Origin of the sequence: Mucilaginibacter boryungensis (assembly GCF_015221995.1) — a bacterium.
Lineage (GTDB): Bacteria > Bacteroidota > Bacteroidia > Sphingobacteriales > Sphingobacteriaceae > Mucilaginibacter > Mucilaginibacter boryungensis.
The window spans coordinates 974,795-996,972 of the sequence record NZ_JADFFM010000001.1; the positions used below are offsets into that span (position 1 = coordinate 974,795).

Sequence of the window (22,178 nt, forward strand, 5' to 3'; positions counted from 1 at the left end):
GGGGTTAGGGGGCTTTTTCCTATCTTTGCCCATCCATATATATGAGCAAAACCGTAACGCCCTACCAGCACGATGATGCCACCAAGAAAGAACAGGTGGCCGATATGTTTAACAACATTGCCAAAACATACGATTTCCTGAATCATTTCCTTTCGCTGGGTATTGATGTGATATGGCGCAAGATTGCCATTAACGAATTAAAGAAAGATAAACCCGCCCGTGTCTTAGATGTTGCCACCGGCACCGGCGATTTTGCCTTCGAAGCGCTAAATATCCTTAAACCCGAAAAAATTGTGGGGGTAGATATTTCGCAGGGGATGCTGGATATCGCGCAGCAAAAAATAAATAAACGCCGCCTTTCAGATAAATATGAAGTTAAACTGGGCGATTCGGAAAAACTACCATTTGAAGCCGACGAGTTTAACGCAGTTACCGTAGCTTATGGCGTGCGCAATTTTGAAAACCTTGAAGCTGGTTTAGCAGATATGTTGCGGGTGCTGAAACCAGGGGGCAAAGCTGTGATACTTGAGTTTAGCAAACCCAGGGCGTTCCCAATTAAGCAATTATATAATTTCTATTTTAATTATGTTACGCCGGGTATTGGCAAAATATTTTCAAAAGATGCCAGGGCTTATACTTACCTGCCCGAATCGGTAGCGGCCTTTCCGGATGGGAGGGATTTTGTGGCGCTTATGGATAAAGTTGGCTTCAAAAATACCAAAAATCGCCCTTTAGCGTTTGGTATTTGTTCTATTTACACGGGCGTTAAATGATAAAACTGCGGCTGCTGCTTACTGCTGTCTTGATGTTTTTGTGCAATGCATTATTTGCGCAAGACCAGGTAGTACATGCATGGGCCAGTGGCGCCGACCAACGCGACCTGAGTTTCGGTTTTACCTTTCAATACGTCAGCACCGATTTTAAGATCGATAAAAAACCCGATTGGCGCTCGCCTTTTTATGATCCGGCAACGGGCCTGAAATTAACAGATTCGTTAAATAGCATCAGTTCTAAAAGCTCACAGGGTTTTGCTATCGGTTTTATTACCCGCTATCGCCTTACCGACCATGCAGAAGTGCGGCTGACACCAATGCTGGTATTTGCCGACAGGTTGCTGGAATATGAGTATAAGGATGCTAATGGTAACCCTTTGTTAACTAAAGCGGGAATAAATTTTAATAACACACTTGAACAACAGGTACAAACCACCATGGTTGAATTCCCGCTATCTATGAAGTTAAAATCGGATAGGTTGGGTAACTTCAGGGCCTATTTATTGGGTGGGCTTAAATATTCAATGCTGATCAGCTCTAAAAAACAGGATGCGAATGCCTCACCAATTGATAAACTGGTAAAAAATGTAAATGGTTTTGCATCGTACGAGGCTGGTATAGGTTTCGATATTTATTTTGAATATTTTAAATTTTCGCCCGAGTTTAAAATGTCCAATTCGTTCAAAAACGTATTAGTGCCCGAAAATCATCCGTATTCGCGCCCTATAGACAAGTTGTTCCTGCATACTATTATGTTTAGTTTGTACTTCGAATAGCATAATTCCTATTATTATTCCTAAGTCGGATTAAAAAGCATAATTTCGCTGCATAGTCATTTAATTACCTATGGCCAAAATTGCATTGATAACCGGCGCCACATCGGGCATCGGCGAAGCCTGCGCAAAGGTATTCGCCCGCGAACGTTATGATCTTATACTTACCGGTCGCCGGATAGACAGGCTGGAAACCCTTGCCGCGCATTTACGTGAAGAATATAATGTGAACGTAACTACACTGCAATTTGATGTACGTAACCGCGATGAGGTTGTAAAACACCTGGAAAGCCTTAACGATGAATGCAAAAAAGTTAATGTGCTGGTTAACAATGCTGGATTAAGCCTTGGGCTGGAACCGTTTCAGGAAGGAAGTTATGATGATTGGGATACCATGATTGATACCAACATAAAGGGGCTGCTGTATGTAGGGAAGGTTGTGGCTAACTGGATGATAGCAAATGGCTTTGGCCATATTATTAATTTAGGTTCAATAGCAGGTAAAGAAGTTTACGCAAATGGCAATGTGTACTGTGCCACTAAGCACGCGGTTGATGCCCTGAACAAAGGCATGCGGATAGATTTGTTGCCGCATGGTATAAAAGTAACCGCCGTACATCCCGGCGCGGTTGAAACAGAGTTTTCGGAAGTGCGTTTTAAAGGGGATAAAGCCCGTGCCAAAAAAGTATATGAAGGCTTTGAACCCCTGGTAGCCGATGATGTAGCCGAAACCATTTGGTTTTGCGCATCGCGCCCGGCACATGTAAATATTAACGATATACTGGTAATGCCTACCGCGCAATCGGGAGGGAGTAATATATTTAGAAAATAGTCCGAAAGTCCGAAAGGCAGGATAAGTAATAATAAATCGACTAATATAATCTTCCGGACTTTCGGACTTTCCGTCTTCCGGACTAAACAACACAACATGTCACTAATAAACACCATAGATCAGGATATTAAGCAAGCCATGCTGGCTAAAAATGATGTGAAACTGCGCGGGCTACGTGCTATAAAGTCGGCTTTGCTACTGGCACGTACCGAAAAAGGCGCATCGGAAGAAATATCTGAGGAAACAGAAATTAAAGTTTTGCAAAAACTGATCAAACAGCGTAAGGAGTCTGCTGATATTTACAAACAGCAAAATCGCGATGATCTGTATAAAGTTGAGGTAGAAGAAATGGAAGTAATTGAAGTTTACCTGCCTAAGCAAATGGATAAAGCCGAAGTAGAGACTTTTCTTAAAGACCTGATTAGCAGGGTAGGCGCTACATCTGTAAAAGATATGGGTAAAGTAATGGGTGCCGCCAATAAGGAATTAGCCGGTAAGGCCGATGGTAAAACAATATCAGAAGTTGTTAAACAATTGTTGGCTTAAATTTGCTTTTATTGTTGCAACTATGCTGCAATAACCTATTTTTATAACCAAATAGTTTGTTTTTGTACTGATTTACGAAACAGGCTACTAACACTAATACTAAACGGAATAATAATATATGGATCTCGTACTTAAGGAAGAACACGGTTTCAGATACGTTGATGAAGGCGAGGGCGAGGTGCTGTTGTTATTACATGGCCTAATGGGGGCCTTAAGCAATTGGGAGCGGGTTGTGGAAGAATTTAAATCGGAATACAGGGTTATTATCCCTATGTTACCGATATACGATCTGCCTTTGCTTACTACAGGGGTGCGTACTTTATCTAAATATGTACACAAGTTTGTTAAGCGTAAAAACCTGAGCAATATTACGCTATTAGGGAATTCATTAGGAGGGCACGTAGGGTTAATATATACTTTAGCCCACCAGGAATATGTAAAAGCGCTGGTATTAACCGGCAGTTCGGGCTTATATGAAAACGCCTTTGGCGGCTCGTTCCCCAGGCGGGAGAGTTACGATTTTGTAAAGGAAAAAGTAGAGTATACCTTTTACGACCCGGCTACGGCCACCAAAGAATTGGTAGACGAAGTTTTTGAAACAATAAACGACAGACATAAGGTTATCCGCATACTGGCTATGGCCAAATCGGCCATCAGGCACAATATGTCTAAAGAGGTACATAAGATAAAGGTTCCTACAGCGTTAATATGGGGTAGGGACGATAAAATTACACCGCCCGATGTAGCTGTTGAATTTAGTCAGTTGATACCAAATTCGGAGCTGCATTGGATAGATAAATGCGGGCATGCGGCCATGATGGAGCGTCCTGACGAATTTAATGTGTTGCTAAAGGCGTTTTTACAGAAACTAAAAACAAAGAACTAATGCTTGCAATTGAGCTGATATCTAACTCAATACCACCGGTACACACCTCTGACAGTATGCAGAAGGTGCTTGACCGTATGATTGAATTTAGGGTACGCCATATGCCAATTGTAAACGAAGAACAGTTTTTAGGCTTAATAGCCGAGGACGATTTTATAGGCGAAACAGATTACCAGATCCCTATAGGTTCGCTGGGTTTATCGCTTATTAACCCTTACGTATTGGAACATCAGCATATTTACGATGTGATGCGTTTGTTTTACGAACAGCAGTTAACCATTATCCCGGTGTTGAGCGTTACCAAAAATTATATGGGTATGATATCGATCAACAGTATGATCGGTTATTTTGCCAAGCTAACATCATCTGCTGAACCAGGGGGTATTATTGTGCTGGAGATAGGCAATAAAGATAATTCGCTGGCGCATATGGCGCAGATAGTCGAATCGGATAACGCCCAGGTGTTAAGCTCGTACATTCGCACCTTCCCCGATTCAACCCGTATGGAGGTTACCCTGAAGGTTAATAAACAAGATATTTCTAATATAACAGCCACTTTCCTGCGCTACGGATACGATATTAAAGCTACCTTTAACCATGCCGATCATGACGATGGCTCTAAAGACCGCTACGATTCGCTGATGAACTACCTGAACATATAACAGCCATGAAGATAGCAATATATGGCAGGCATTTTAATGATACGGCATTGCCGTACATACAGCAGGTTTTTGACAACCTTACCCAGCACCAGGCCGAAATTTATGTGCACCACGCGCTGGAAGAACACCTGTCAGGCAGGATAGTTACAACACCCTACCAGGTATTAGACCCAAACGTTAACCTGAAAGGGTTCATTGATGTTTTCCTGACCATTGGGGGCGACGGTACCTTGTTGGACATGGTTACACTTATCCGTGATACAGGTATTCCTGTCATCGGCATAAACTTTGGCAGACTGGGCTTTTTGGCCAGTGTAAATAAAAATGATATTGCCGCTGCCATTTATGCAGTAGTGAACAAACAGTTTACTTTAGACAGCCGCGAACTGCTGAATATAGAATCGGACGGGAAGATATTTGGTAATGATAACTTCGCGCTGAATGATATCACCATCCATAAGCGTGATGATTCGGCTATGATAACCACCCATGCCTATCTGAATGGCGAGATACTAAACTCGTACTGGGGCGATGGCATTATTATTTCAACACCAACTGGTTCTACCGCTTATTCATTAAGCTGCGGCGGACCTATCATTTTCCCGCAATCAAACAGCATAGCTATTACACCAATATCGCCGCACAACTTAAACGTGCGCCCGGTAATACTGCCCGATAGCAGTACCCTCACTTTCGAGGTAGAATGCCGCAGCGCCAATTACCTGGTCAGCTGCGATTCGCGCACGGCAGTGATAGAAAAAAGCATGAAGTTTAAGGTAGATAAGGCAGGTTTCCAGCTAAATTTAATCAGGCTGAATAATGAAAGCTATTTAACTACGTTAAGAAACAAGTTGTTGTGGGGATTAGATGTCCGCAACTATTAAACTGTTGTTGATGCGTAAATTTTTACTCGCCATTCTTTTTGCTGCTATCCCGTTTATATTGTTTGCGCAAACCTGGGAGGTTGGTGGTTTTGCCGGCGGCGCGGGCTACATGGGCGATCTGAACCAGCATAATCCTGCGCAGCTGAACAACCTGGCTGGTGGCGTGTATGTGCAACGCAACTTCAACCCTTATTTCGCGGTGAAACTGAATTACCTTACTGGCCATATCTCCGGGGCCGACAGTACATCGAATATCCAGCAGTTTCGCGACCGCAACCTCAGTTTCCATACCACGCTGAATGAACTGACCTTTATGGCCGAACTTAACTTTATGCGCTATACACCCGGTGCCGATAAAGACCATTTTACCCCTTTTATATTTTTAGGCGCAGGTGCGGTAAACTATATACCTCAGGCAACTTACCTGGGTGTTGATTATAACCTGCGCGAACTGCAAACCGAGCAGCAGGCGAAGGCTTATCCCTACAACGCCCTCACTATTCCTTATGGCGCGGGTGTTAAGTATAACTTTTCGGGTAACTGGAATATTATGGTAAGCGCGGGCTACCGTTATGTACGGTCTGATTACCTTGACGATGTAAGCGGCAGTTATCCCGACCGCACCAAATTTACCAATCCTTTAGCCGCGGCCTTGTCCGACCGCTCGGGCGAGCGCACCGGCGTATACATTGGCAACCCCGGTACCCAGCGCGGCGATTACCGCGGCCACGATACCTATCTTTTTGTAGGTTTCACCCTCTCATTCACCTTTGTTACCGCCAATTGCTACTATTAAAATCATGGTTTACATGGTTTACAAAATTCGGGTAGTTTTTGATATTAAATAATTGATATTCAAATATTTAATTAATTTTTATTCAAAAAAGTGTAAACCATAAAAATGGGCTTTTTGCAATCTATGCCCTAAACAATCAATACCACCTTCCTACGCTGGCGCACGCGTACCGCGTGTGCTCACTCATGTTTACAGTATCAATACCACCTGGCCTTATAAACATGCATTTTCCCAAAGGTAAACACGCGTGCGGGGTTGCTAAATTTTACGTGGTAGGTCCACCAGCTTTCTTCGGGCAGGGTGTAAATGAACTGGCCTTCCTGGTTTTGGCCTACGCTTTTAATGTTGGGGATATTGCCCCAGCCGCGTATATCTGTAAACTGATGGGTAACCAGGTTAAATTCGTGACTGCTGGTTTCGGTAGTTAAAAATAAGCGCTTGCCATCGGGCGCCATCTGCAGGTCATGGCCGCCTTTACCGGGTATCTTCCATTCGTTTATAAGGGCCATAATTCCATTTGCGCTATTTAGTTTGTATTCGCGCAGTGCATTGTAGTTTAAGGTATATAAGCTTTTACGCACCGCATCCCAAACCACCCCATGGCCCGAATACAGCGAATCGGTATAAACGGGTGTATTGCCTTTTTTAGGATCAAACACCATTAACTTGTTGCCTTTTACGTGTGTGCTGGCCGCCGCCGCTAACAGTCCGCCGGGTAAGCTTTCAACCGAATGCGCCATGGCTACATCTGCATAAAAAATAATCTTGTCGGTTTTTTTATTGATAACCGCTATGGCCCCGCCCGATGAGGATACCAGGATCAGGTCGCCGTAGTGCTTGCAATCGTCCAATGTCTTAAACTTTTTGCGCATGTCGTCGGGCAGGTCGTGGGCGGTTGCCGCATCCCAGCTCCAAATAATATTGGGTATACTATCTTTAGATGTGGTATAATTAACCAGCAGCACTTTAGTATCACCGCAAACTAAAAATAATTTTTCGGGGGCAGGTTGGCTATACAATTTGCTGGTTAAACCAACCAGTAAAAATAACAGGCAGATGTATTTCATAAGCATAAATAAACTATATCAAATAAAAACATCTTTTAATAAATACCGGCACGCAAGTCAAAAATAAAAGGTAAAATATCAAATTGCCCTATCAGGAGTAAATCTACTAAATATTTAGTTTGAAAGATAATAAGCTGACAGCCTGTAACGTTTTATGTTAAATTAACCTTTAAACTTTACGATCATGGCCGAGCTAACCCAATCTCCCGCAAACAGTGGCGGAGGCGCCCGCACCTCCAAAAAATTGTCAACCCGTGTCGATCTTACTGCAATGGTCGACCTGGCTTTTCTATTGGTTACCTTTTTTATGTTAACTACCACCTTAACCAAACCACGCGCTATGAACTTAACCATGCCCGATAAAACAGATAATGGTGGTTTGCCCGTCGCGGCATCGCGTACCATTACGTTATGCCTGGGTAAAAATGATCAACTGGTTTACTACCGTGGTACTATTGAAAAACCAATGGGCGAGCCACAGGTAATAGGTTACCAGCGAAGCTTGCGCGAGGCGTTGCTAACCTCGGCCAAAAAAATTAAAGATGAAACCGGCAAAAGTATGATCGTAGTAGTAAAGCCGAGTAGCCATTCGGTATATGCCAATGTGGTAAACGCTATCGACGAACTGAACATCACCCAATCGCAAACCTATGCGGTAACAGATATTTCCGCTAAGGATATTAATCTGCTAAAACAGAAAAGTATTTTTTAAAAATAGAGCAGCAGGCATTAAAGCACATGGCGATGGGTTTTTGAGCACCCGGGGTTTTAAACCCATCGTTATTTTGTTTTATAGAGAGTTTACTAATCCCTGAATACTGTTGCCCCTTACGCCGACGAACAATTGAGTTAATGCCTGTTAGTTTTAAAAAAAAGGGGTAACTTTATTTAATGGTTACCCGGTTCAAAAACATTATATCACTTATCCTCTTCTTCATTGTTCTGTCTGGTCCCTATACCCGGGCGCTTGCTTTTACGGATAGCCTTGTTGTAAAAAAAGCCTTGCAGGTTATTAATGCTGTTAAATTAAAGTCGGCACCGGATAAACGTACAGAAATTGCCGATGTGCAAATATTAAGTTCCGAGCCGTTAACATTGGGTATCGAAACTACAAAACCAGCCATAGCAGAAGAGATAAAGGCTGCATTGGACGCTTCGGCAATACCTGCTGCTATAACAGTAAATACGTTGCCGGCTAAAGATCTGGGCGATAAAATATACGCTGTTGCAGATATTTCCGTATGTAACAACCGCCTGGCCCCGGCCAATGGGGCTGAAATGGTTTCCCAGGCCATTTTAGGTACGCCGCTTTGTGTGCTGAAAAAGCAAAAGGGCTACTACCTGGTGAGCACCCCCGATAAATATATTTCATGGATAGACAGCAGTGTAATAACACTGATGGATAAAGCAGCGTTTATTGCCTGGCAAAGGGCGCCCAAAGTCATCTACACAGCACAATATGGCCATGCTTTAGTGCATCCGTCTGTTAATTCTTTACCTGTTTCCGATCTTGTAGCGGGGAACATATTACAGGTTATGCAGGAAAATAAGGGTTTTTATAAAATTAGGTTTCCTGACGGGCGTGTTGGTTATATTTCAAAAAAAGAAGCGGTGCCATTTCATAAATGGCTTCAAAACCCGGTACCTGATGCAATTAAGCTACTGGCAACAGCAAGGGCACTGCTGGGCGTTCCTTACCTGTGGGGCGGAACTTCCATTAAAGGGGTGGATTGCAGCGGCTTCATCAAAACCTCGTTTTTTCTTAATGGCATAATTATCCCGCGCGATGCTTCGCAGCAGGCCCTGGTAGGCAAGGGTATTGATATTTATGAAGGGGACAGCATTAATATTGCTAAATGCCTAAAAAACCTGCAACCGGGCGATCTGCTTTTCTTTTCGTTTGCAGCGCGGCAGGATAAGCAGGCCAAAATTACCCATACGGCTATTTATATGGGCGATGGCCAGTTTATTCAGGCAGCGGGCATGGTTAAAATAAATAGCTTAAAACCTGCTGATACCAATTATGACGGTTACAGGCGGCAAAGGTTGGTGAAAGCACAACGGTTACTGGGTTTTATCGGTAAGCCCGGAATAACCAAAGTAAGTGACGATCCATTTTATATTGAAAAACCGGAAGCGAGATAACACTATGGTTCATAGATCATAGGCCTTCATCATTCGCATGGAGTATCAATAGGCCCATGGACCATAGACTACCAGCCATAAGCCGCGCCAGCGCTGTAACCATTTTATACTCAATATCAACGGTTAAATAATGTTAATTTTCTTTTTCGGGATATAATAAAAAAATTGAAACTTAGTTTTACCTTTGTACCCTGAAATTTTAGGCCAATTTGGCTGAAAATGGAGGAAATACCCCCGGTTAATAAGGTTTGATTGATCCGGAATGATGTTAGTAAGCGTATTATTTAAGTAAATAGCCAGTCCAAAATTAAGGATCCCGGGTTTAAGGGGTTTGTTATCACAGCATGGGATATAAAGATCGGATAGATTTATCAAAGTTACCTCAGCATATTGCTATTATTATGGATGGCAACGGCCGATGGGCAAAAGGTAAAGGCAAACTGCGTGTTTTTGGTCACCACAATGGGGTGATATCTGTAAGTGATGTGGTAGAAGGCGCTGGCGAAATAGGTATTAAATATCTTACCTTGTATACCTTCAGCGCCGAAAACTGGAACCGCCCTAAACTGGAGGTTGCCGCCATTATGGAACTGCTGGTAAGCACCATCAACAAAGAAATAAAAAAGCTGATGGAAAACAATGTGCGCCTGAACGCCATTGGCGACCTGGAGATGCTGCCCAAAAAATGCTATAAAGAGCTGATGGGGGCTATTGAAAAAACATCAAAAAACACAGGCTTAACGCTTACCCTTGCTTTAAGTTATGGTTCGCGCCGCGAAATTATGCAGGCTGCCCAAAAAGTAGCCGCCAAAGTATTGGCCGGCGAAATTAAAGTAGAGGATATAAATGAAGAAGTATTTGAGGATAACCTGTATACGGCCAACATGCCCGATCCTGAGTTGTTGATACGCACCAGCGGCGAATACCGTATAAGCAATTATCTGCTTTGGCAAATAGCGTATGCCGAACTTTATTTTACAACAAAACTATGGCCCGATTTCCGCAGGGACGATCTGTATGAAGCCATATTAGATTACCAGCAGCGCGAACGCCGGTTTGGCAAAACAAGCGAGCAGGTAAACTAAATTTTTAACTTTAACACTTTTTAACAACTGTATAAACTATTTTTAGCCACCAAAATATTCGGATGAATAAATATATTTTCGCTATTCTTTTTTCAGTGCTAAGTGCCGCGGCAATGGCCCAGGTTCCCGGTCAGCAAAGGCAGACGCTTAGCAGACCTATTTCGGCAGATAGTTTAAGTTACCTTAACCCTAAAGAGTATATTATAGGTGGTGTTACTGTTGCAGGCACTAAATACCTTGATAAAGACATCTTACTGCAAATATCAAAATTAACTAAAGGCGAGCATATCACCCTTCCGGGCGATGCATCGGCCAAGGTGATAAAGGACCTTTGGGACCAGGGCCTGTTTGATGATGTGAAACTGAACATCACCAAAATAGACCTCGATACCATCTTTTTACAAATTGCCATTCAGGAACGCCCCCGATTATCAAGGTTGCACTTAACCGGCATCCGCAAAGGCGAAATTGAAGATATCCAAAAAAAGCTGAATGATAAAACCGGGAAGATAGTTAACGAAAACCTGCTTAATACTACTACAGCTATCATTAAAAAGCATTTTAACGAGAAAGGCTACCTTAATACTACAGTAACCATTAAACAACGCCCCGACCCGGGAGATGCCAATAGTGTGATACTGGATGTAGCCATAGATAAGAAACAGAAAGTTAAAATAGCCCACGTTTATTTTGAAGGCAATAAAGCTTTTAGCGCTGCTAAATTAAAAGGCTACCTGAAAGATACCCGCGAGAAGAAGTTTTACCACGTATTTGGCTCGAAGAAATTTAAACAGGATAAATACGAAGAAGATAAGCAGACCCTTGTTGATAAAATGCAAAACAACGGTTACCGCGATGCTGAAGTTATAGCCGACTCTGTTTGGAAAAATGATGAGCGTACGGTTAATGTAAAAATTAAAGTTTACGAAGGCCCTAAATACTATTTCGGTAATATTAAATGGTCTGGTAACGCCCGTTACCCGGCAGACATTTTAAACCGGATATTGCGTATTAAAAAAGGTGATGTATTTAGTGAAGAAGAGCTTAATAAGCGCCTGAGTGGTGGCGGCCCAAGCGGCGATGACCTAAGCTCGTTATACCTGAACGACGGTTACCTGACCTATAACTCAGACCCTGTTCAAACCCGTATTTATAACGATACCGTTGATTTAGACATCCGCATATACGAAGGCCCGCAATACACTATTAACCGTGTAATATTAAAAGGTAACGATGTTACCAATGATAAGGTTGTACTACGCGAGCTGACCACTAAACCAGGTCAGAAATTCTCGAAAGAGGCTATTGTGCGCAGTACCCGTGAAATTTCGCAATTGGGTAACTTTGATGAAACCAAAATAGATCCTAAGCCAACCAACATTAACCAGCAGGATGGTACCGTGGATATTGTTTACAACGTGGTTGAAAAACCATCAGACCAGGTTGAGCTTTCCGGCGGTTTTGGCGGCGGGCAACTGGTGGGTACACTGGGTTTAACGTTCAACAACTTCTCGTTACGTAATATATTTAACCTTAAAGCGTATAAGCCGCTGCCAAAAGGCGACGGCCAGAAATTAAGTATACGCGGCCAGGCTAACGGTAAAAACTACCAAAACTATTCATTTACCTTCTCTGAACCATGGTTGGGTGGTAAAAAACCAATTTACTTTGCGTTAAGCGCCTATACACAGTTAAGTTCAACCGGTCAGTATTATGCAAAAAGCGATTCGCGTTACAACTTCCTGCGTATTAATGGTATTGGTGTAACCCTGGGTAAACGCTTAAGGTTCCCCGATAATTACTTCCAGTTAAACTACTCGTTAAACTTCGACCACTATAAACTGGATAACTTTACCGGTTACCTGTTTAGTAATGGTACATCGTTCAACATTAAATTAACGCAGGAATTAAGCCGTAACTCGCTTGATGCGCCTATATTCCCAACACAGGGTTCAAATATTAAATTTACGGTGCAGGCAACACCGCCGTACTCGTTATTTAACAGTACCAATTATGCTATTGCAACGCCTGAAGAACGCTACCATTTTGTAGAATACCACAAATGGAAGTTCGATGCGCAATGGTTCACCAAACTGCCGGGCAAGCTGGTGTTAATGACCCAGACACGCTTTGGCTTCCTGGGTTACTATAATAAAGCAGTAGGCCAGTCACCGTTCGAGCGCTTTAAACTGGGTGGCGATGGTATGCAGAGCTACCAGTTTTTACAGGGTAGCGAGATCATCGGGTTACGTGGTTACCAAAACTTCTCTATCGTTCCGGTGGGGTCAAACTATAACGAAGATAACAACCCGGGCAGCCCTATATACAATAAGTATACAGTTGAATTGCGCCAGCCAATTACGGCCAGCCAATCGGCCACTATATTTGTATTGGCTTTTGCCGAGGGTGGTAACGTGTGGAACAATTTTAATCAGTTCAATCCGTTTAATGTTCGGCGCTCAGTTGGTGTGGGCGCACGCATATTTCTTCCTATATTTGGTTTGCTGGGGCTTGATTATGGTTATGGGTTTGATAAGATACCGGGCATACCGGGTGCAAACAAAGGCCAATTCCATTTTTCAATTTCCCAAAGTTTAACTGGTGGATTTAATTAACTTTGAAAAGAGATTTATGAAGAAGATAATTTTTACCCTTGCCTTTACGTTTATGGCATTTGCCGGCGCGTTTGCGCAACGGTTTGGCTATGTTGATTCGGAATATATTTTAAAACATGTACCTGATTACGCATCGGCACAAAAACAGCTGAGCGTACTCTCTGAACAATGGCAAAAAGAGGTTGACAGCAGGTTTGGCGAGATAGACCGGTTGTATAAGGCTTATCAGGCCGATCAGGTGCTGATGACCGCTGACATGAAAAAACGCCGCGAGGCAGAGATTGTGGACAAAGAAAAAGCCGCTAAGGATTTTCAGCGCCAAAAATTTGGCCCCGATGGCGAACTGGCCCAGCGCAGCACACAATTAGTTAAACCAATACAGGATAAAGTAGCAAAGGCCGTGCAGGCCGTTGCCGAAACTGAAAGCCTGGATATGATATTTGACAAGAACAGCGAAACCATTATGTTATACGCTAACCCGCGTTATGATAAAAGCGCCGCGGTTATTACCCGCCTTGGATTAAAGCCGGGTGTTTTTGCAAAGTGAAAAATTTTATATAAAATAGCATAAATTAAAAAACAAAGAACAAGAAAAGATCAAATGAAAAAATTATTCAAAAGTGCTTTAGTTGCAGCATGTGTATTAATGACGACTGGTTTTGCACAGGCACAGAAAATCGGGTATCTTAACTTCCAGAATATAGTAACTGGTACAAGACAATTTGCCGATATACAAAAACAAATGGAAGCCTACCAAAACCAGTTTTTGGAAACTATAAAAGCAGTACAAGCCGAAGGACAAACCAAAGCTGCCGATTATGACGCTAAAAAAGCAACCATGACCGATGCCGTTCGTACTAAAGCTGAAAGCGAATTGCAGGACCTGAACAAACGTTTACAGGATTTGAACACCTCTGCCCAAAACTCTGTTCAGCAAAAATACAACGAGTTAACCAAACCATTGGTTGATAAAGTTAAAGCCGCTGTTAACCAGGTAGCTAAAGAGAAAGGTTATACTTATGTATTAGATTCATCGACAACTGATTTAGTGGTTGCCCCTGAAACTGACGACCTTACTGCTGCTGTGAAAGCTAAATTAGGCCCAGATATGGCACCTGCTACTTCAGCACCTGCCGTAAAAAAACCGTAATTAATTAAAAAATTAATAATTGAAAAGCGCCCCGGTAATTCAGGGCGCTTTTTTTAGTTTTGTTAAATGCCAGCTAAACAACCCATAGGTGTATTCGATTCCGGTTACGGCGGATTAACCGTATTCCGCTCTATTTTAAACGAATTGTCGGGGTACGATTACATTTACTTTGGCGATAACGCCCGTGCGCCCTACGGCAACCGATCGTTCCAAAGTATACATCAGTATACCTGGGAATGCGTGCAGTGGTTGTTTAAGCAAGGTTGCCCGCTGGTAATACTGGCGTGTAATACGGCATCGGCCAAGGCGTTGCGCACTATCCAACAGCGCGACCTGGCTTCGGTTGATCCTGCAAAACGGGTACTTGGTGTCATCCGTCCAACAGCTGAGGTGATAGGCAACTATACCAAAACCGGCGAGATTGGCGTATTGGGCACCAAAGGCACCGTGCAATCAGAATCGTACCTGAAGGAGATCGAACATTTTTTCCCCGAGATAAAAGTTTACCAGCAAGCTTGTCCGTTGTGGGTGCCGCTGGTGGAGAACGGCGAACATAACAAACCCGGCGCCGATTACTTTGTACAGCTTTACCTTGACCAAATACTGGCCCAGTCGCCAAATATTGATACGTTGTTGCTGGCCTGTACCCATTACCCGCTGATGCAGGAGAAAATAAAAGCCCACCTTCCCCAAAATATAAATGTAGTTGGGCAGGGCGATATTATTGCCAAAAGCCTCGTTGATTATCTGCAGCGCCATCCCGAAATAGAACAAAAACTCACCAAAGGCAATACGCAGCAATTCTACACTACTACTGATGATACCGCCGATTTTGACCACCATGCTTCATCATTTTTTGGCGAAGCGGTGAAGTCGGCATATGTTTCGATGAAATGAGCATCGCTACGATGTCATTTCGAACAAGGAACGAGGAGAAATCTTGTATATTGATACTTGTTGAACGTATAAGATTTCTCCCTACGGTCGAAATGACACAGGGAAGAATTAATACTCTACCAATTTAGTCAACTTAATCAAACTTAATCAACTAAAATCCCTGTGCATTTAGTAAGTTTGCAGGGAAATTAAAAACGCAGTTGACCAGCTATCTCATATACTTTAGCATAGCCCTTGGGTTGTTTGTATTTGCAGCCCTGTTTACCTTGTTTGGCGTATATGCCGAACGCAAAGTATCTGCCTTTATACAAGACCGTTTGGGGCCAACCGAGGTAGGTAAATTCGGCTCGCTGCAAACCATTGCCGATTTTCTGAAAATGCTCCAAAAAGAGCTGATCATTCCCGCTGCTGCGGATAAATGGCTTTTTATGGCAGCCCCCGCTATTATTTTTGTAGCGGTTTATTTAGGCTTTGCGGCCTTGCCCTGGGGGCCGGGACTGGCGCCATCGCACTTAAATTTAGGATTATATTATCTGCTGGCTATCGTCTCGGTTGAAACGCTGGGCATATTAATGGCCGGTTGGGGATCGAACAATAAGTATTCTATACTGGGCGCCATGCGTTCGGCAGCGCAAATCATCTCGTACGAGATACCTGCCGGCTTCGCGCTGATATCAGCCGTAATGATAGCGCAAACGCTTGATCTTCAGGTGATGTCTTATCAGCAGGGGATACTATCTTCCGAACATAGCAAGTTCCTGGGTATCTGGGATGTATCGGCCAATGGGGGGATACTAAGCTGGAATATTTTCCGGGCACCGCATCTCATCATTGCATTTGTGGTATACTTTATTGCTTCGCTGGCCGAGAGTAACCGCGCGCCGTTTGATATCCCCGAGGCTGAATCTGAACTGGTTGCCGGTTTCCATACCGAGTTTACCGGACTGCGGTTCGCCTTTGTGTTCTTAGCCGAATACAGCATGATGTTTTTGGTGAGTATGGTTGCCGTAATTGTATTTTTGGGCGCCTGGAATACACCGCTGCCCAACATAGGCCCGGTACACCTGGCAAACTGGACAACCGGAGCAATTTGGGGCATTGCCTGGGTGAGTATCAAAACATTATTACTGGTTGGTGTGCAAATGTGGATCAGGTGGACACTGCCCCGTTTCAGGGTTGACCAATTGATGAACCTATGCTGGAAAGTACTGACCCCACTGGCTTTTGCCTGTATGATTATCTCGGGCATATGGCGGATTTGGATGATGTAATTAGAATGTGCAGATGTGGGAATATGCAGATATGCAAACGAAAATATAAAATAAGATAGTGTGTGAAGTAACGGATTAATCTGTGAAATCATTAAATAAGAAATCGGTGGAATCAGGGAATATTATAAACGGTATCAAAACTGCATGGAAGGGGTTAGCGCTTACCATCAGACACCTTTTTGCGCCCAATTCAAAACGCCAGGTGCAAACCGTGGCTGCCGATAATTATTTCAAAAAACTGGAGGAAGGCACCAACACCATTCAGTATCCAAAACAGCAACTGCCTGTACCCGAGGTAGGGCGCTACCAATTGGATGTGGAAATAGACGATTGCATTGTATGCGACCTATGCGCCAAGATTTGCCCGGTTGATTGTATCACCATCGATTCGATAAAGGCTACTGAACTTATTGGCAATACATCCGACGGCAGCCCCAAGCGGCTATACGCTGCTAAGTTTGATATTGATATGGCCAAATGCATGTACTGCGGCTTGTGCACCATAGTTTGCCCTACCGAGTGCATTGTAATGACCAACCAATACGATAAAACGGTATTTGAACTAAGCGACCTGACCTACGAATTTTCGGATATGACGCCTGAGGAGGCCGCCGAAAAGCGTGCGTTGCTGGAAAAACAGCAAGCCGAGCGTGCTGCCGCTAAACTGGCGGCCATACAAAACAAGGAGGGCAGCGTATGAATTTAACCGTCGTTCTTTTTTACGTAATGGCTTTTATTACCATAGGCTCGGCATTGTATGTGGCTTATAGTAAGAGTTTGGTACGCTCGATATTTATGTTTTTTATTACGCTGTTCGGGCTGGCCGGTTTATACGTATTCGCCATGGCCGATTTTGTGGCGATAACCCAGATAGTAATTTATGTAGGCGGCATTTTGGTGCTAATACTGTTTGCCTTTATGCTATCGGGCCGCGAAACGTTGGACAGATTGAAAGATGCCAACACCAAATTTATCGGGTTTAAAAACTGGCCCTCGCTGTTGCTGGCGGTACTGTTTTTTATAGTGATGGTTAACGTGATATTAAAAGGAATGGCCAACGGTCTGCAATGGGTAAATGATGCGGCCTTGATAAATAATATTGTAATGCCAACCGATACCACAACCAGTAACCTGGGGGTTAATTTAATGACCCGCTACCTGCTGCCGTTCGAGGCTATTTCTATTTTGTTGATGATGGTGCTGGTAGGCGCGGCCCACCTGTCGCGGAAGGAGGGTGTGGAATGATCACCTTAACACATTTCCTCATTATTAGCGCGGTGCTGTTTTGTATAGGCTTGTATATGGTCATCAGCAAAAGTAACGCCATACAAGTATTGATAGGTATTGAATTGATACTGAATGCCGCCATACTAAACCTGGTGGCCTTTGGCCGTTATGATAAGCTAAACAACAACGGCCAAACCTTTGCCATTTTTGCCATAGTGCTGGCCGCGGCCACAACCGCTGTAGCTTTGGCTATTATATTGAATGTTTACCGTCGCTACAAAACCATTGAACCCGATAGCATTAACCAACTAAAAGACTGATGTTAAAAAGATTATTAATTGTTTTATTACTGTGTTTCCCGGTTGTTTTAAAAGCTCAGGTTATCTTGCCCGCGGTAAATGCTAAGGACCTATTATATGTGGTCGATTCGGTTAAAACGACTAAAGAACAGTTTAATGCGGTAAATCCTAAAGATATATCATCTGCCGAAATATTAAAAGGCGAGGCCGTCACTGCAAAATATGGCACTGAAGGCGCCAATGGTGTAGCAATAATTACTACCAAAAAATTTGCTATAGCGGCGTATCAGCAGAAATTCAGCATGTTTTCTGATGATTTTGAAAGTTTTCTCACCAGTCATGGTAAAGATGACAGCCAGTTTATTTACGTGGTAGATGGCGTACAGGTAGAGAAAAACAATAGCGAGTCCTACAAGCTGAACAGCATACCCAAAGATAAAATTGAGAGCGTAACCTTTGTGCAGGATCAGCCGGAAGGAAGTAAGATAGCGGCTAAAATTGTCATCGTAACAAAAAAATAAACAAAATATTGGAAAGCCTTTTAGCACATCAGGATCTGCAATTAGCTGGCTACACCCTCACCGCGGTGCTGGCCCCGCTTGCTGCCTTTTTGCTGAATGCTTTAGTGCTGGATAAAGGCAGCAAGATCAGCGGTTGGGTATCTACCCTGGCCATGCTGCTAAGTACAGCTTGCGCCGTAGTTGTGTTTTCAAAAGTGTGGAACAGCGGCCTATATTATCACCAGCAATATTTGTGGTTCACCATTGGCAGCACACGCATATATGCCGGTTTATTGCTGAATAACCTATCGGTTTTGTTGCTGTTGCTGGTATCGGTAATTGCGCTGCCGGTGCATATTTACGGCACGGCTTATATGAAAGGCGACCCATATTTCGGGCGTTATTTTACCTACCTCAGTTTCTTTTGCTTTAGCATGCTGGCTTTGGTTGTGGCCGATAACCTGGTGTTGGTTTATGCTTTTTGGGAGTTGGTGGGTTTCTCATCCTACCTGCTCATTGGCTTCTGGAACACGCGCGATAGGGCTGTGCAGGCTAATAAAAAAGCTTTTATCATGAACAGGATAGGCGATATCGGCCTGCTGGCCGGTATCATGATCCTGTTCGCGCAATTCCACACGTTCGATCTTGATCAATTATTTGGCAATAATGGCATGGTAATGCAGGCCATTGTTAAAAATGGGGTATGGTTTAGTCCGTTTGGGAGTATGCCTGTGGTTTGGCAGTACATAGCTTGCGGCGGTATTATATTGGCAGTTGCGGCTAAATCGGCACAATTTCCATTGCATACCTGGCTGCCCGATGCAATGGAAGGCCCAACCTCGGTTTCGGCTTTGATACACGCGGCTACCATGGTGGCAGCAGGGGTATTCTTATTGGGACGGTTCTATCCATTTTTCAATAGTAATGAACTAACGGCACTGGCCGTTATCGGTTGTTTTACGGCATTTATGGCGGCAACCATCGCGCTAACGCAAAACGATCTGAAACGCATCCTGGCTTATTCAACCATATCGCAATTGGGCTTCATGGTTATGGCCATGGGTATCGGCGCGTATGGTTCGGGGTTGTTCCACCTGGTAACACACGCATTCTTTAAATGCCTGCTGTTCCTGTCGGCTGGTATCATTATTCACGAGATGCAGCACCTGAAAGACGAATATCAACTGGATATCGACCCACAGAACATCCTTTACATGGGCGGACTGCGTAAAAAGCTGCCGTTAACATTTGTGGTTTGTGTAATAGCCGCGCTGGCCTTGGTAGGTATACCTTTTACTACGGGTTATTTGTCTAAAGATGGCATACTTGTACAGGCCTTTGAGTGGGCAGGCGATAAAAGCTGGGTTTACAGTATAGTGCCCGTATTAGCTTTGCTAAGCGGTGTGCTGACGGCTTTTTATGTTGCACGTTTAATATTCCGGGTGTTTTTTGGCGAATTTGAACAGGAACGTATCAATGCGCAAGTTAAAGCGCATTTTACCGATGGCGGCTGGGCTTATAAATTTCCGCTGATATTCCTGGCGCTGTGCTGCCTGTTCCCGGTATTTTCATTCAACCCGTTTTTTTATGAACATGCCTGGGTATTGAAAGGCTTGGTGGTTACCGATCATTTAGGGCGTATCAATCCTTATCATACCATTATCCCGGTAGGGGTAACTTTAATTAGCATACTCACTATTTATTGGGCGTACAGCATTTATGTTACGCAAAAGCGGAAACTGTTCCCGCAGCATACATTCCTGTTCAAACTATCGTATCACGAGTGGTATATTGATAAATTTTACAATGGTGCTATTGTAAAAGGCGTATTAGCTTTGAGCGACAGGATGTTTTGGTTTGATAAGAACGTTATTGACGGTTTGATACATTTGCTCACTAAAATTACCTTAGCGCTATCGGCCACAGCCAAATGGCTGGATAAATATATTGTAGATGGTTTTTTGCACGGCATAGCGGCAGTTGTAGTGGGCATTAGTAATTTTGTGCGCGGCTTTCAAACCGGCAAGGTGCAGTACTATTTGTTTAGCATGCTCGCAGTAATATTGGCTTTATTTATATTTAAAATACTGATCTGAACCTGATGAATATATTAACTATATTAATATTTATACCTGTGCTGTTTGCCCTGCTGATATGGGTGATGCCATCGGCATGGCGGGGCAGTTTTAAGTTCCTTACGCTAACGGCAACGCTGATACAATTGGGTTTAGCAGTTTGGATATATTGTCATTTTAAAACCGGGGCCAATTTTGGCGGCATTAACCATGAGGGGCAATACCAACTGGTACAAAAGCTATCGTGGATAAACCTGAACCTCGGTCAGTCTAAACTACAGATAGATTATTTTGTGGGGATAGATGGCATTTCATTAGCCATGGTGGTAATGACATCGCTGGTGCTGGTTATAGCGGCGCTATCAGCCTGGGAGATAAAAAGTAACCTGAAAGGCTTTTTTATCCTGTTCCTGATATTGGATATGGCGGTTATCGGCGTTTTCTGCGCGTTGGATTTCTTCTTGTTCTACCTGTTTTATGAACTAATGCTGTTGCCACTCTACTTCCTGATAGGTATGTGGGGCGGGGTACGGCGCGAATATGCGGCTATCAAGTTCTTTCTGTATACGCTGTTCGGTTCGGTATTTATGCTGCTGGTAATGATAGGGTTATACCTCTCAGTACAGGACCCTGCCACGGGCAACCACACGTTTAACATGGTAACCATGATGAACCCGGCCAATTATATTTCCGGTTCTATTTTTGATACCATTAATCATTACACATTATTCGGCATGCACGCCCGTACGCTGGGCTTTATTATCCTGTTTATAGCCTTTGCCATTAAAGTACCCGTAGTGCCATTGCACACCTGGCTGCCCGATGCGCACGTGGAAGCGCCTACACCGGTGTCTATTATATTAGCGGGTATCCTGCTAAAAATTGGTGGTTACGGTATCATTAGGATCTGTACCGGGATATTCCCCGATGTGGCTACTACCGGTGCATTTTGGCTGGGCCTGCTGGGCATTATATCCATTATTTACGGCGCGTTGAATGCCCTGGCCCAACGCGATCTGAAACGTATGATCGCCTATTCATCCGTATCGCACATGGGCTTTGTGCTGCTGGGCATTGCCTCGCAAACGCCCGAGGGTATTGGCGGCGCTATGATGCAAATGGTAAGTCACGGCTTTTTATCGGCCATGCTGTTTTTCCTGGTAGGCGTAATTTACAACCGGGTGCACGATAGGGATATTTACAACTTCCGCGGCTTAAGCGGGTTGATGCCGCGCTATACAGTTTTTGTGATGATCGCCTTTTTCGCATCGTTAGGCTTGCCGGGCTTCTCGGCTTTCGTGGCCGAGGCTTTCTCGCTGGCGGGGGCGTTTAAATCTTTCACCTTTAACGGGCTGATGCCGCAATGGCTGGCCGTGTGCGGTGTGCTGGGGATATTACTAAGCGCCGCTTACTTTTTATGGACGCTGCAGCGGATGTTTTTTGGCAAGGAATTATTAAAAGGCGGCGAAACCTGGCATTTGGCCCTTACCGATTTGAACTGGCGCGAAACCATAACCCTTGTACCGCTGGCTGTGCTGGCCCTGGCTTTAGGTATTATGCCATCGCTGGTGTTTGATAAGATAAACGATTCGGTACTGGCTTTAGTAAGCTTTTTACACGGCTGATAAAAATTTTAATAATGTTTATGGAAAAATATAAGAGAATACATCTTGTAGTTAGAAAGCAGCAATTAGC

The 22,178-nt window shown here is 43.7% G+C and carries 23 protein-coding genes; 22 read left to right on the plus strand and 1 reads right to left on the minus strand.

The window, feature by feature from the left end:
• Positions 1–41 precede the first annotated feature (41 nt).
• The 8 genes from ubiE (at position 42) to porG (ending at position 6,152) form a co-directional block, all read left to right on the plus strand.
• Positions 42–773 (plus strand): bifunctional demethylmenaquinone methyltransferase/2-methoxy-6-polyprenyl-1,4-benzoquinol methylase UbiE, encoded by a 732-nt coding sequence (gene ubiE / locus IRJ18_RS04160; protein ID WP_194104944.1) that lies wholly within the window; start codon positions 42–44, stop codon positions 771–773.
• Complete coding sequence (gene porT, locus IRJ18_RS04165; protein ID WP_228072543.1) at positions 770–1,549, plus strand: type IX secretion/gliding motility protein PorT/SprT; 780 nt, start codon at positions 770–772, stop codon at positions 1,547–1,549. The genes ubiE and porT overlap by 4 nt, the downstream gene beginning before the upstream one ends.
• Positions 1,550–1,619: 70 nt before the next feature.
• Positions 1,620–2,378, plus strand: coding sequence for an SDR family oxidoreductase (locus IRJ18_RS04170; protein WP_194104945.1), 759 nt, complete (start codon positions 1,620–1,622; stop codon positions 2,376–2,378).
• Between the two features lie 96 nt (positions 2,379–2,474).
• Complete coding sequence (locus IRJ18_RS04175) at positions 2,475–2,924, plus strand: GatB/YqeY domain-containing protein (RefSeq protein ID WP_194104946.1); 450 nt, start codon at positions 2,475–2,477, stop codon at positions 2,922–2,924.
• A 118-nt stretch (positions 2,925–3,042) separates the two neighbouring features.
• Entirely contained in the window at positions 3,043–3,810 is a 768-nt protein-coding gene (locus IRJ18_RS04180; protein WP_194104947.1) for an alpha/beta fold hydrolase, read from the plus strand.
• A complete protein-coding gene (locus IRJ18_RS04185) occupies positions 3,810–4,472 on the plus strand; it encodes a CBS domain-containing protein (RefSeq protein WP_194104948.1) in 663 nt (220 codons plus the stop codon). The genes IRJ18_RS04180 and IRJ18_RS04185 overlap by 1 nt, the downstream gene beginning before the upstream one ends.
• Before the next feature lie 5 nt (positions 4,473–4,477).
• Complete coding sequence (locus tag IRJ18_RS04190; protein WP_194104949.1) at positions 4,478–5,356, plus strand: NAD kinase; 879 nt, start codon at positions 4,478–4,480, stop codon at positions 5,354–5,356.
• Between the two features lie 10 nt (positions 5,357–5,366).
• On the plus strand, positions 5,367–6,152 hold the full coding sequence (gene porG, locus IRJ18_RS04195; protein WP_228072545.1) for a type IX secretion system protein PorG: 786 nt from the start codon (positions 5,367–5,369) through the stop codon (positions 6,150–6,152).
• A 197-nt stretch (positions 6,153–6,349) separates the two neighbouring features.
• On the opposite strand, the gene IRJ18_RS04200 is transcribed toward porG, so the two are convergent.
• Positions 6,350–7,219, minus strand: coding sequence for a DUF6528 family protein (locus IRJ18_RS04200; RefSeq protein WP_194104950.1), 870 nt, complete (start codon positions 7,217–7,219; stop codon positions 6,350–6,352).
• 184 nt (positions 7,220–7,403) lie between these two features.
• Between IRJ18_RS04200 and IRJ18_RS04205 the strand changes: the two genes are divergently transcribed.
• From IRJ18_RS04205 to IRJ18_RS04270, 14 genes are all read left to right on the plus strand, one after another.
• On the plus strand, positions 7,404–7,931 hold the full coding sequence (locus tag IRJ18_RS04205) for a biopolymer transporter ExbD (protein ID WP_194104951.1): 528 nt from the start codon (positions 7,404–7,406) through the stop codon (positions 7,929–7,931).
• Positions 7,932–8,110: 179 nt separating this feature from the next.
• Positions 8,111–9,364 (plus strand): SH3 domain-containing C40 family peptidase, encoded by a 1,254-nt coding sequence (locus IRJ18_RS04210; RefSeq protein ID WP_194104952.1) that lies wholly within the window; start codon positions 8,111–8,113, stop codon positions 9,362–9,364.
• Between the two features lie 344 nt (positions 9,365–9,708).
• Complete coding sequence (locus tag IRJ18_RS04215; RefSeq protein WP_194104953.1) at positions 9,709–10,449, plus strand: isoprenyl transferase; 741 nt, start codon at positions 9,709–9,711, stop codon at positions 10,447–10,449.
• A gap of 62 nt (positions 10,450–10,511) precedes the next feature.
• Positions 10,512–13,064: an outer membrane protein assembly factor BamA gene (bamA, locus tag IRJ18_RS04220; RefSeq protein ID WP_194104954.1), complete on the plus strand. Its 2,553-nt coding sequence runs from the start codon at positions 10,512–10,514 to the stop codon at positions 13,062–13,064.
• Between the two features lie 16 nt (positions 13,065–13,080).
• Positions 13,081–13,611, plus strand: a complete 531-nt coding sequence (locus tag IRJ18_RS04225; protein WP_194104955.1) for an OmpH family outer membrane protein — start codon at positions 13,081–13,083, stop codon at positions 13,609–13,611.
• A 54-nt stretch (positions 13,612–13,665) separates the two neighbouring features.
• On the plus strand, positions 13,666–14,214 hold the full coding sequence (locus tag IRJ18_RS04230; RefSeq protein WP_194104956.1) for an OmpH family outer membrane protein: 549 nt from the start codon (positions 13,666–13,668) through the stop codon (positions 14,212–14,214).
• A gap of 66 nt (positions 14,215–14,280) precedes the next feature.
• The gene (murI, locus tag IRJ18_RS04235; RefSeq protein WP_194104957.1) at positions 14,281–15,111 is read left to right on the plus strand and encodes a glutamate racemase; all 831 of its coding nucleotides are present in this window, start codon (positions 14,281–14,283) and stop codon (positions 15,109–15,111) included.
• Positions 15,112–15,311: 200 nt separating this feature from the next.
• Positions 15,312–16,382 carry an NADH-quinone oxidoreductase subunit NuoH gene (gene nuoH / locus IRJ18_RS04240; RefSeq protein ID WP_194104958.1) on the plus strand — a complete coding sequence of 357 codons (1,071 nt, stop codon included), beginning with the start codon at positions 15,312–15,314 and terminating at the stop codon, positions 16,380–16,382.
• A gap of 82 nt (positions 16,383–16,464) precedes the next feature.
• A complete protein-coding gene (locus IRJ18_RS04245; protein ID WP_317174051.1) occupies positions 16,465–17,082 on the plus strand; it encodes a NuoI/complex I 23 kDa subunit family protein in 618 nt (205 codons plus the stop codon).
• On the plus strand, positions 17,079–17,627 hold the full coding sequence (locus tag IRJ18_RS04250; RefSeq protein ID WP_194104959.1) for an NADH-quinone oxidoreductase subunit J family protein: 549 nt from the start codon (positions 17,079–17,081) through the stop codon (positions 17,625–17,627). Before IRJ18_RS04245 ends, IRJ18_RS04250 begins: the two co-directional genes overlap by 4 nt.
• Positions 17,624–17,929: an NADH-quinone oxidoreductase subunit NuoK gene (nuoK, locus tag IRJ18_RS04255; protein ID WP_228072547.1), complete on the plus strand. Its 306-nt coding sequence runs from the start codon at positions 17,624–17,626 to the stop codon at positions 17,927–17,929. The genes IRJ18_RS04250 and nuoK overlap by 4 nt, the downstream gene beginning before the upstream one ends.
• Positions 17,929–18,429, plus strand: coding sequence for a hypothetical protein (locus tag IRJ18_RS04260; protein WP_194104960.1), 501 nt, complete (start codon positions 17,929–17,931; stop codon positions 18,427–18,429). The genes nuoK and IRJ18_RS04260 overlap by 1 nt, the downstream gene beginning before the upstream one ends.
• An 8-nt stretch (positions 18,430–18,437) precedes the next feature.
• Positions 18,438–20,504: an NADH-quinone oxidoreductase subunit 5 family protein gene (locus IRJ18_RS04265; protein ID WP_194104961.1), complete on the plus strand. Its 2,067-nt coding sequence runs from the start codon at positions 18,438–18,440 to the stop codon at positions 20,502–20,504.
• A gap of 5 nt (positions 20,505–20,509) precedes the next feature.
• The gene (locus IRJ18_RS04270; protein ID WP_194104962.1) at positions 20,510–22,108 is read left to right on the plus strand and encodes a complex I subunit 4 family protein; all 1,599 of its coding nucleotides are present in this window, start codon (positions 20,510–20,512) and stop codon (positions 22,106–22,108) included.
• Positions 22,109–22,178: the final 70 nt, after the last annotated feature.

What these genes read in the sequence shown, in the direction of transcription:
- ubiE (WP_194104944.1), top strand. Translation starts at nt 42, where the DNA reads ATGAGCAAAACCGTAACGCCCTACCAGCACGATGATGCCACCAAGAAA.
- porT (WP_228072543.1), top strand. Translation starts at nt 770, where the DNA reads ATGATAAAACTGCGGCTGCTGCTTACTGCTGTCTTGATGTTTTTGTGC.
- IRJ18_RS04170 (WP_194104945.1), top strand. Translation starts at nt 1,620, where the DNA reads ATGGCCAAAATTGCATTGATAACCGGCGCCACATCGGGCATCGGCGAA.
- IRJ18_RS04175 (WP_194104946.1), top strand. Translation starts at nt 2,475, where the DNA reads ATGTCACTAATAAACACCATAGATCAGGATATTAAGCAAGCCATGCTG.
- IRJ18_RS04180 (WP_194104947.1), top strand. Translation starts at nt 3,043, where the DNA reads ATGGATCTCGTACTTAAGGAAGAACACGGTTTCAGATACGTTGATGAA.
- IRJ18_RS04185 (WP_194104948.1), top strand. Translation starts at nt 3,810, where the DNA reads ATGCTTGCAATTGAGCTGATATCTAACTCAATACCACCGGTACACACC.
- IRJ18_RS04190 (WP_194104949.1), top strand. Translation starts at nt 4,478, where the DNA reads ATGAAGATAGCAATATATGGCAGGCATTTTAATGATACGGCATTGCCG.
- porG (WP_228072545.1), top strand. Translation starts at nt 5,367, where the DNA reads ATGCGTAAATTTTTACTCGCCATTCTTTTTGCTGCTATCCCGTTTATA.
- IRJ18_RS04200 (WP_194104950.1), bottom strand. Translation starts at nt 7,219, where the DNA reads ATGAAATACATCTGCCTGTTATTTTTACTGGTTGGTTTAACCAGCAAA.
- IRJ18_RS04205 (WP_194104951.1), top strand. Translation starts at nt 7,404, where the DNA reads ATGGCCGAGCTAACCCAATCTCCCGCAAACAGTGGCGGAGGCGCCCGC.
- IRJ18_RS04210 (WP_194104952.1), top strand. Translation starts at nt 8,111, where the DNA reads ATGGTTACCCGGTTCAAAAACATTATATCACTTATCCTCTTCTTCATT.
- IRJ18_RS04215 (WP_194104953.1), top strand. Translation starts at nt 9,709, where the DNA reads ATGGGATATAAAGATCGGATAGATTTATCAAAGTTACCTCAGCATATT.
- bamA (WP_194104954.1), top strand. Translation starts at nt 10,512, where the DNA reads ATGAATAAATATATTTTCGCTATTCTTTTTTCAGTGCTAAGTGCCGCG.
- IRJ18_RS04225 (WP_194104955.1), top strand. Translation starts at nt 13,081, where the DNA reads ATGAAGAAGATAATTTTTACCCTTGCCTTTACGTTTATGGCATTTGCC.
- IRJ18_RS04230 (WP_194104956.1), top strand. Translation starts at nt 13,666, where the DNA reads ATGAAAAAATTATTCAAAAGTGCTTTAGTTGCAGCATGTGTATTAATG.
- murI (WP_194104957.1), top strand. Translation starts at nt 14,281, where the DNA reads ATGCCAGCTAAACAACCCATAGGTGTATTCGATTCCGGTTACGGCGGA.
- IRJ18_RS04250 (WP_194104959.1), top strand. Translation starts at nt 17,079, where the DNA reads ATGAATTTAACCGTCGTTCTTTTTTACGTAATGGCTTTTATTACCATA.
- nuoK (WP_228072547.1), top strand. Translation starts at nt 17,624, where the DNA reads ATGATCACCTTAACACATTTCCTCATTATTAGCGCGGTGCTGTTTTGT.
- IRJ18_RS04260 (WP_194104960.1), top strand. Translation starts at nt 17,929, where the DNA reads ATGTTAAAAAGATTATTAATTGTTTTATTACTGTGTTTCCCGGTTGTT.
- IRJ18_RS04270 (WP_194104962.1), top strand. Translation starts at nt 20,510, where the DNA reads ATGAATATATTAACTATATTAATATTTATACCTGTGCTGTTTGCCCTG.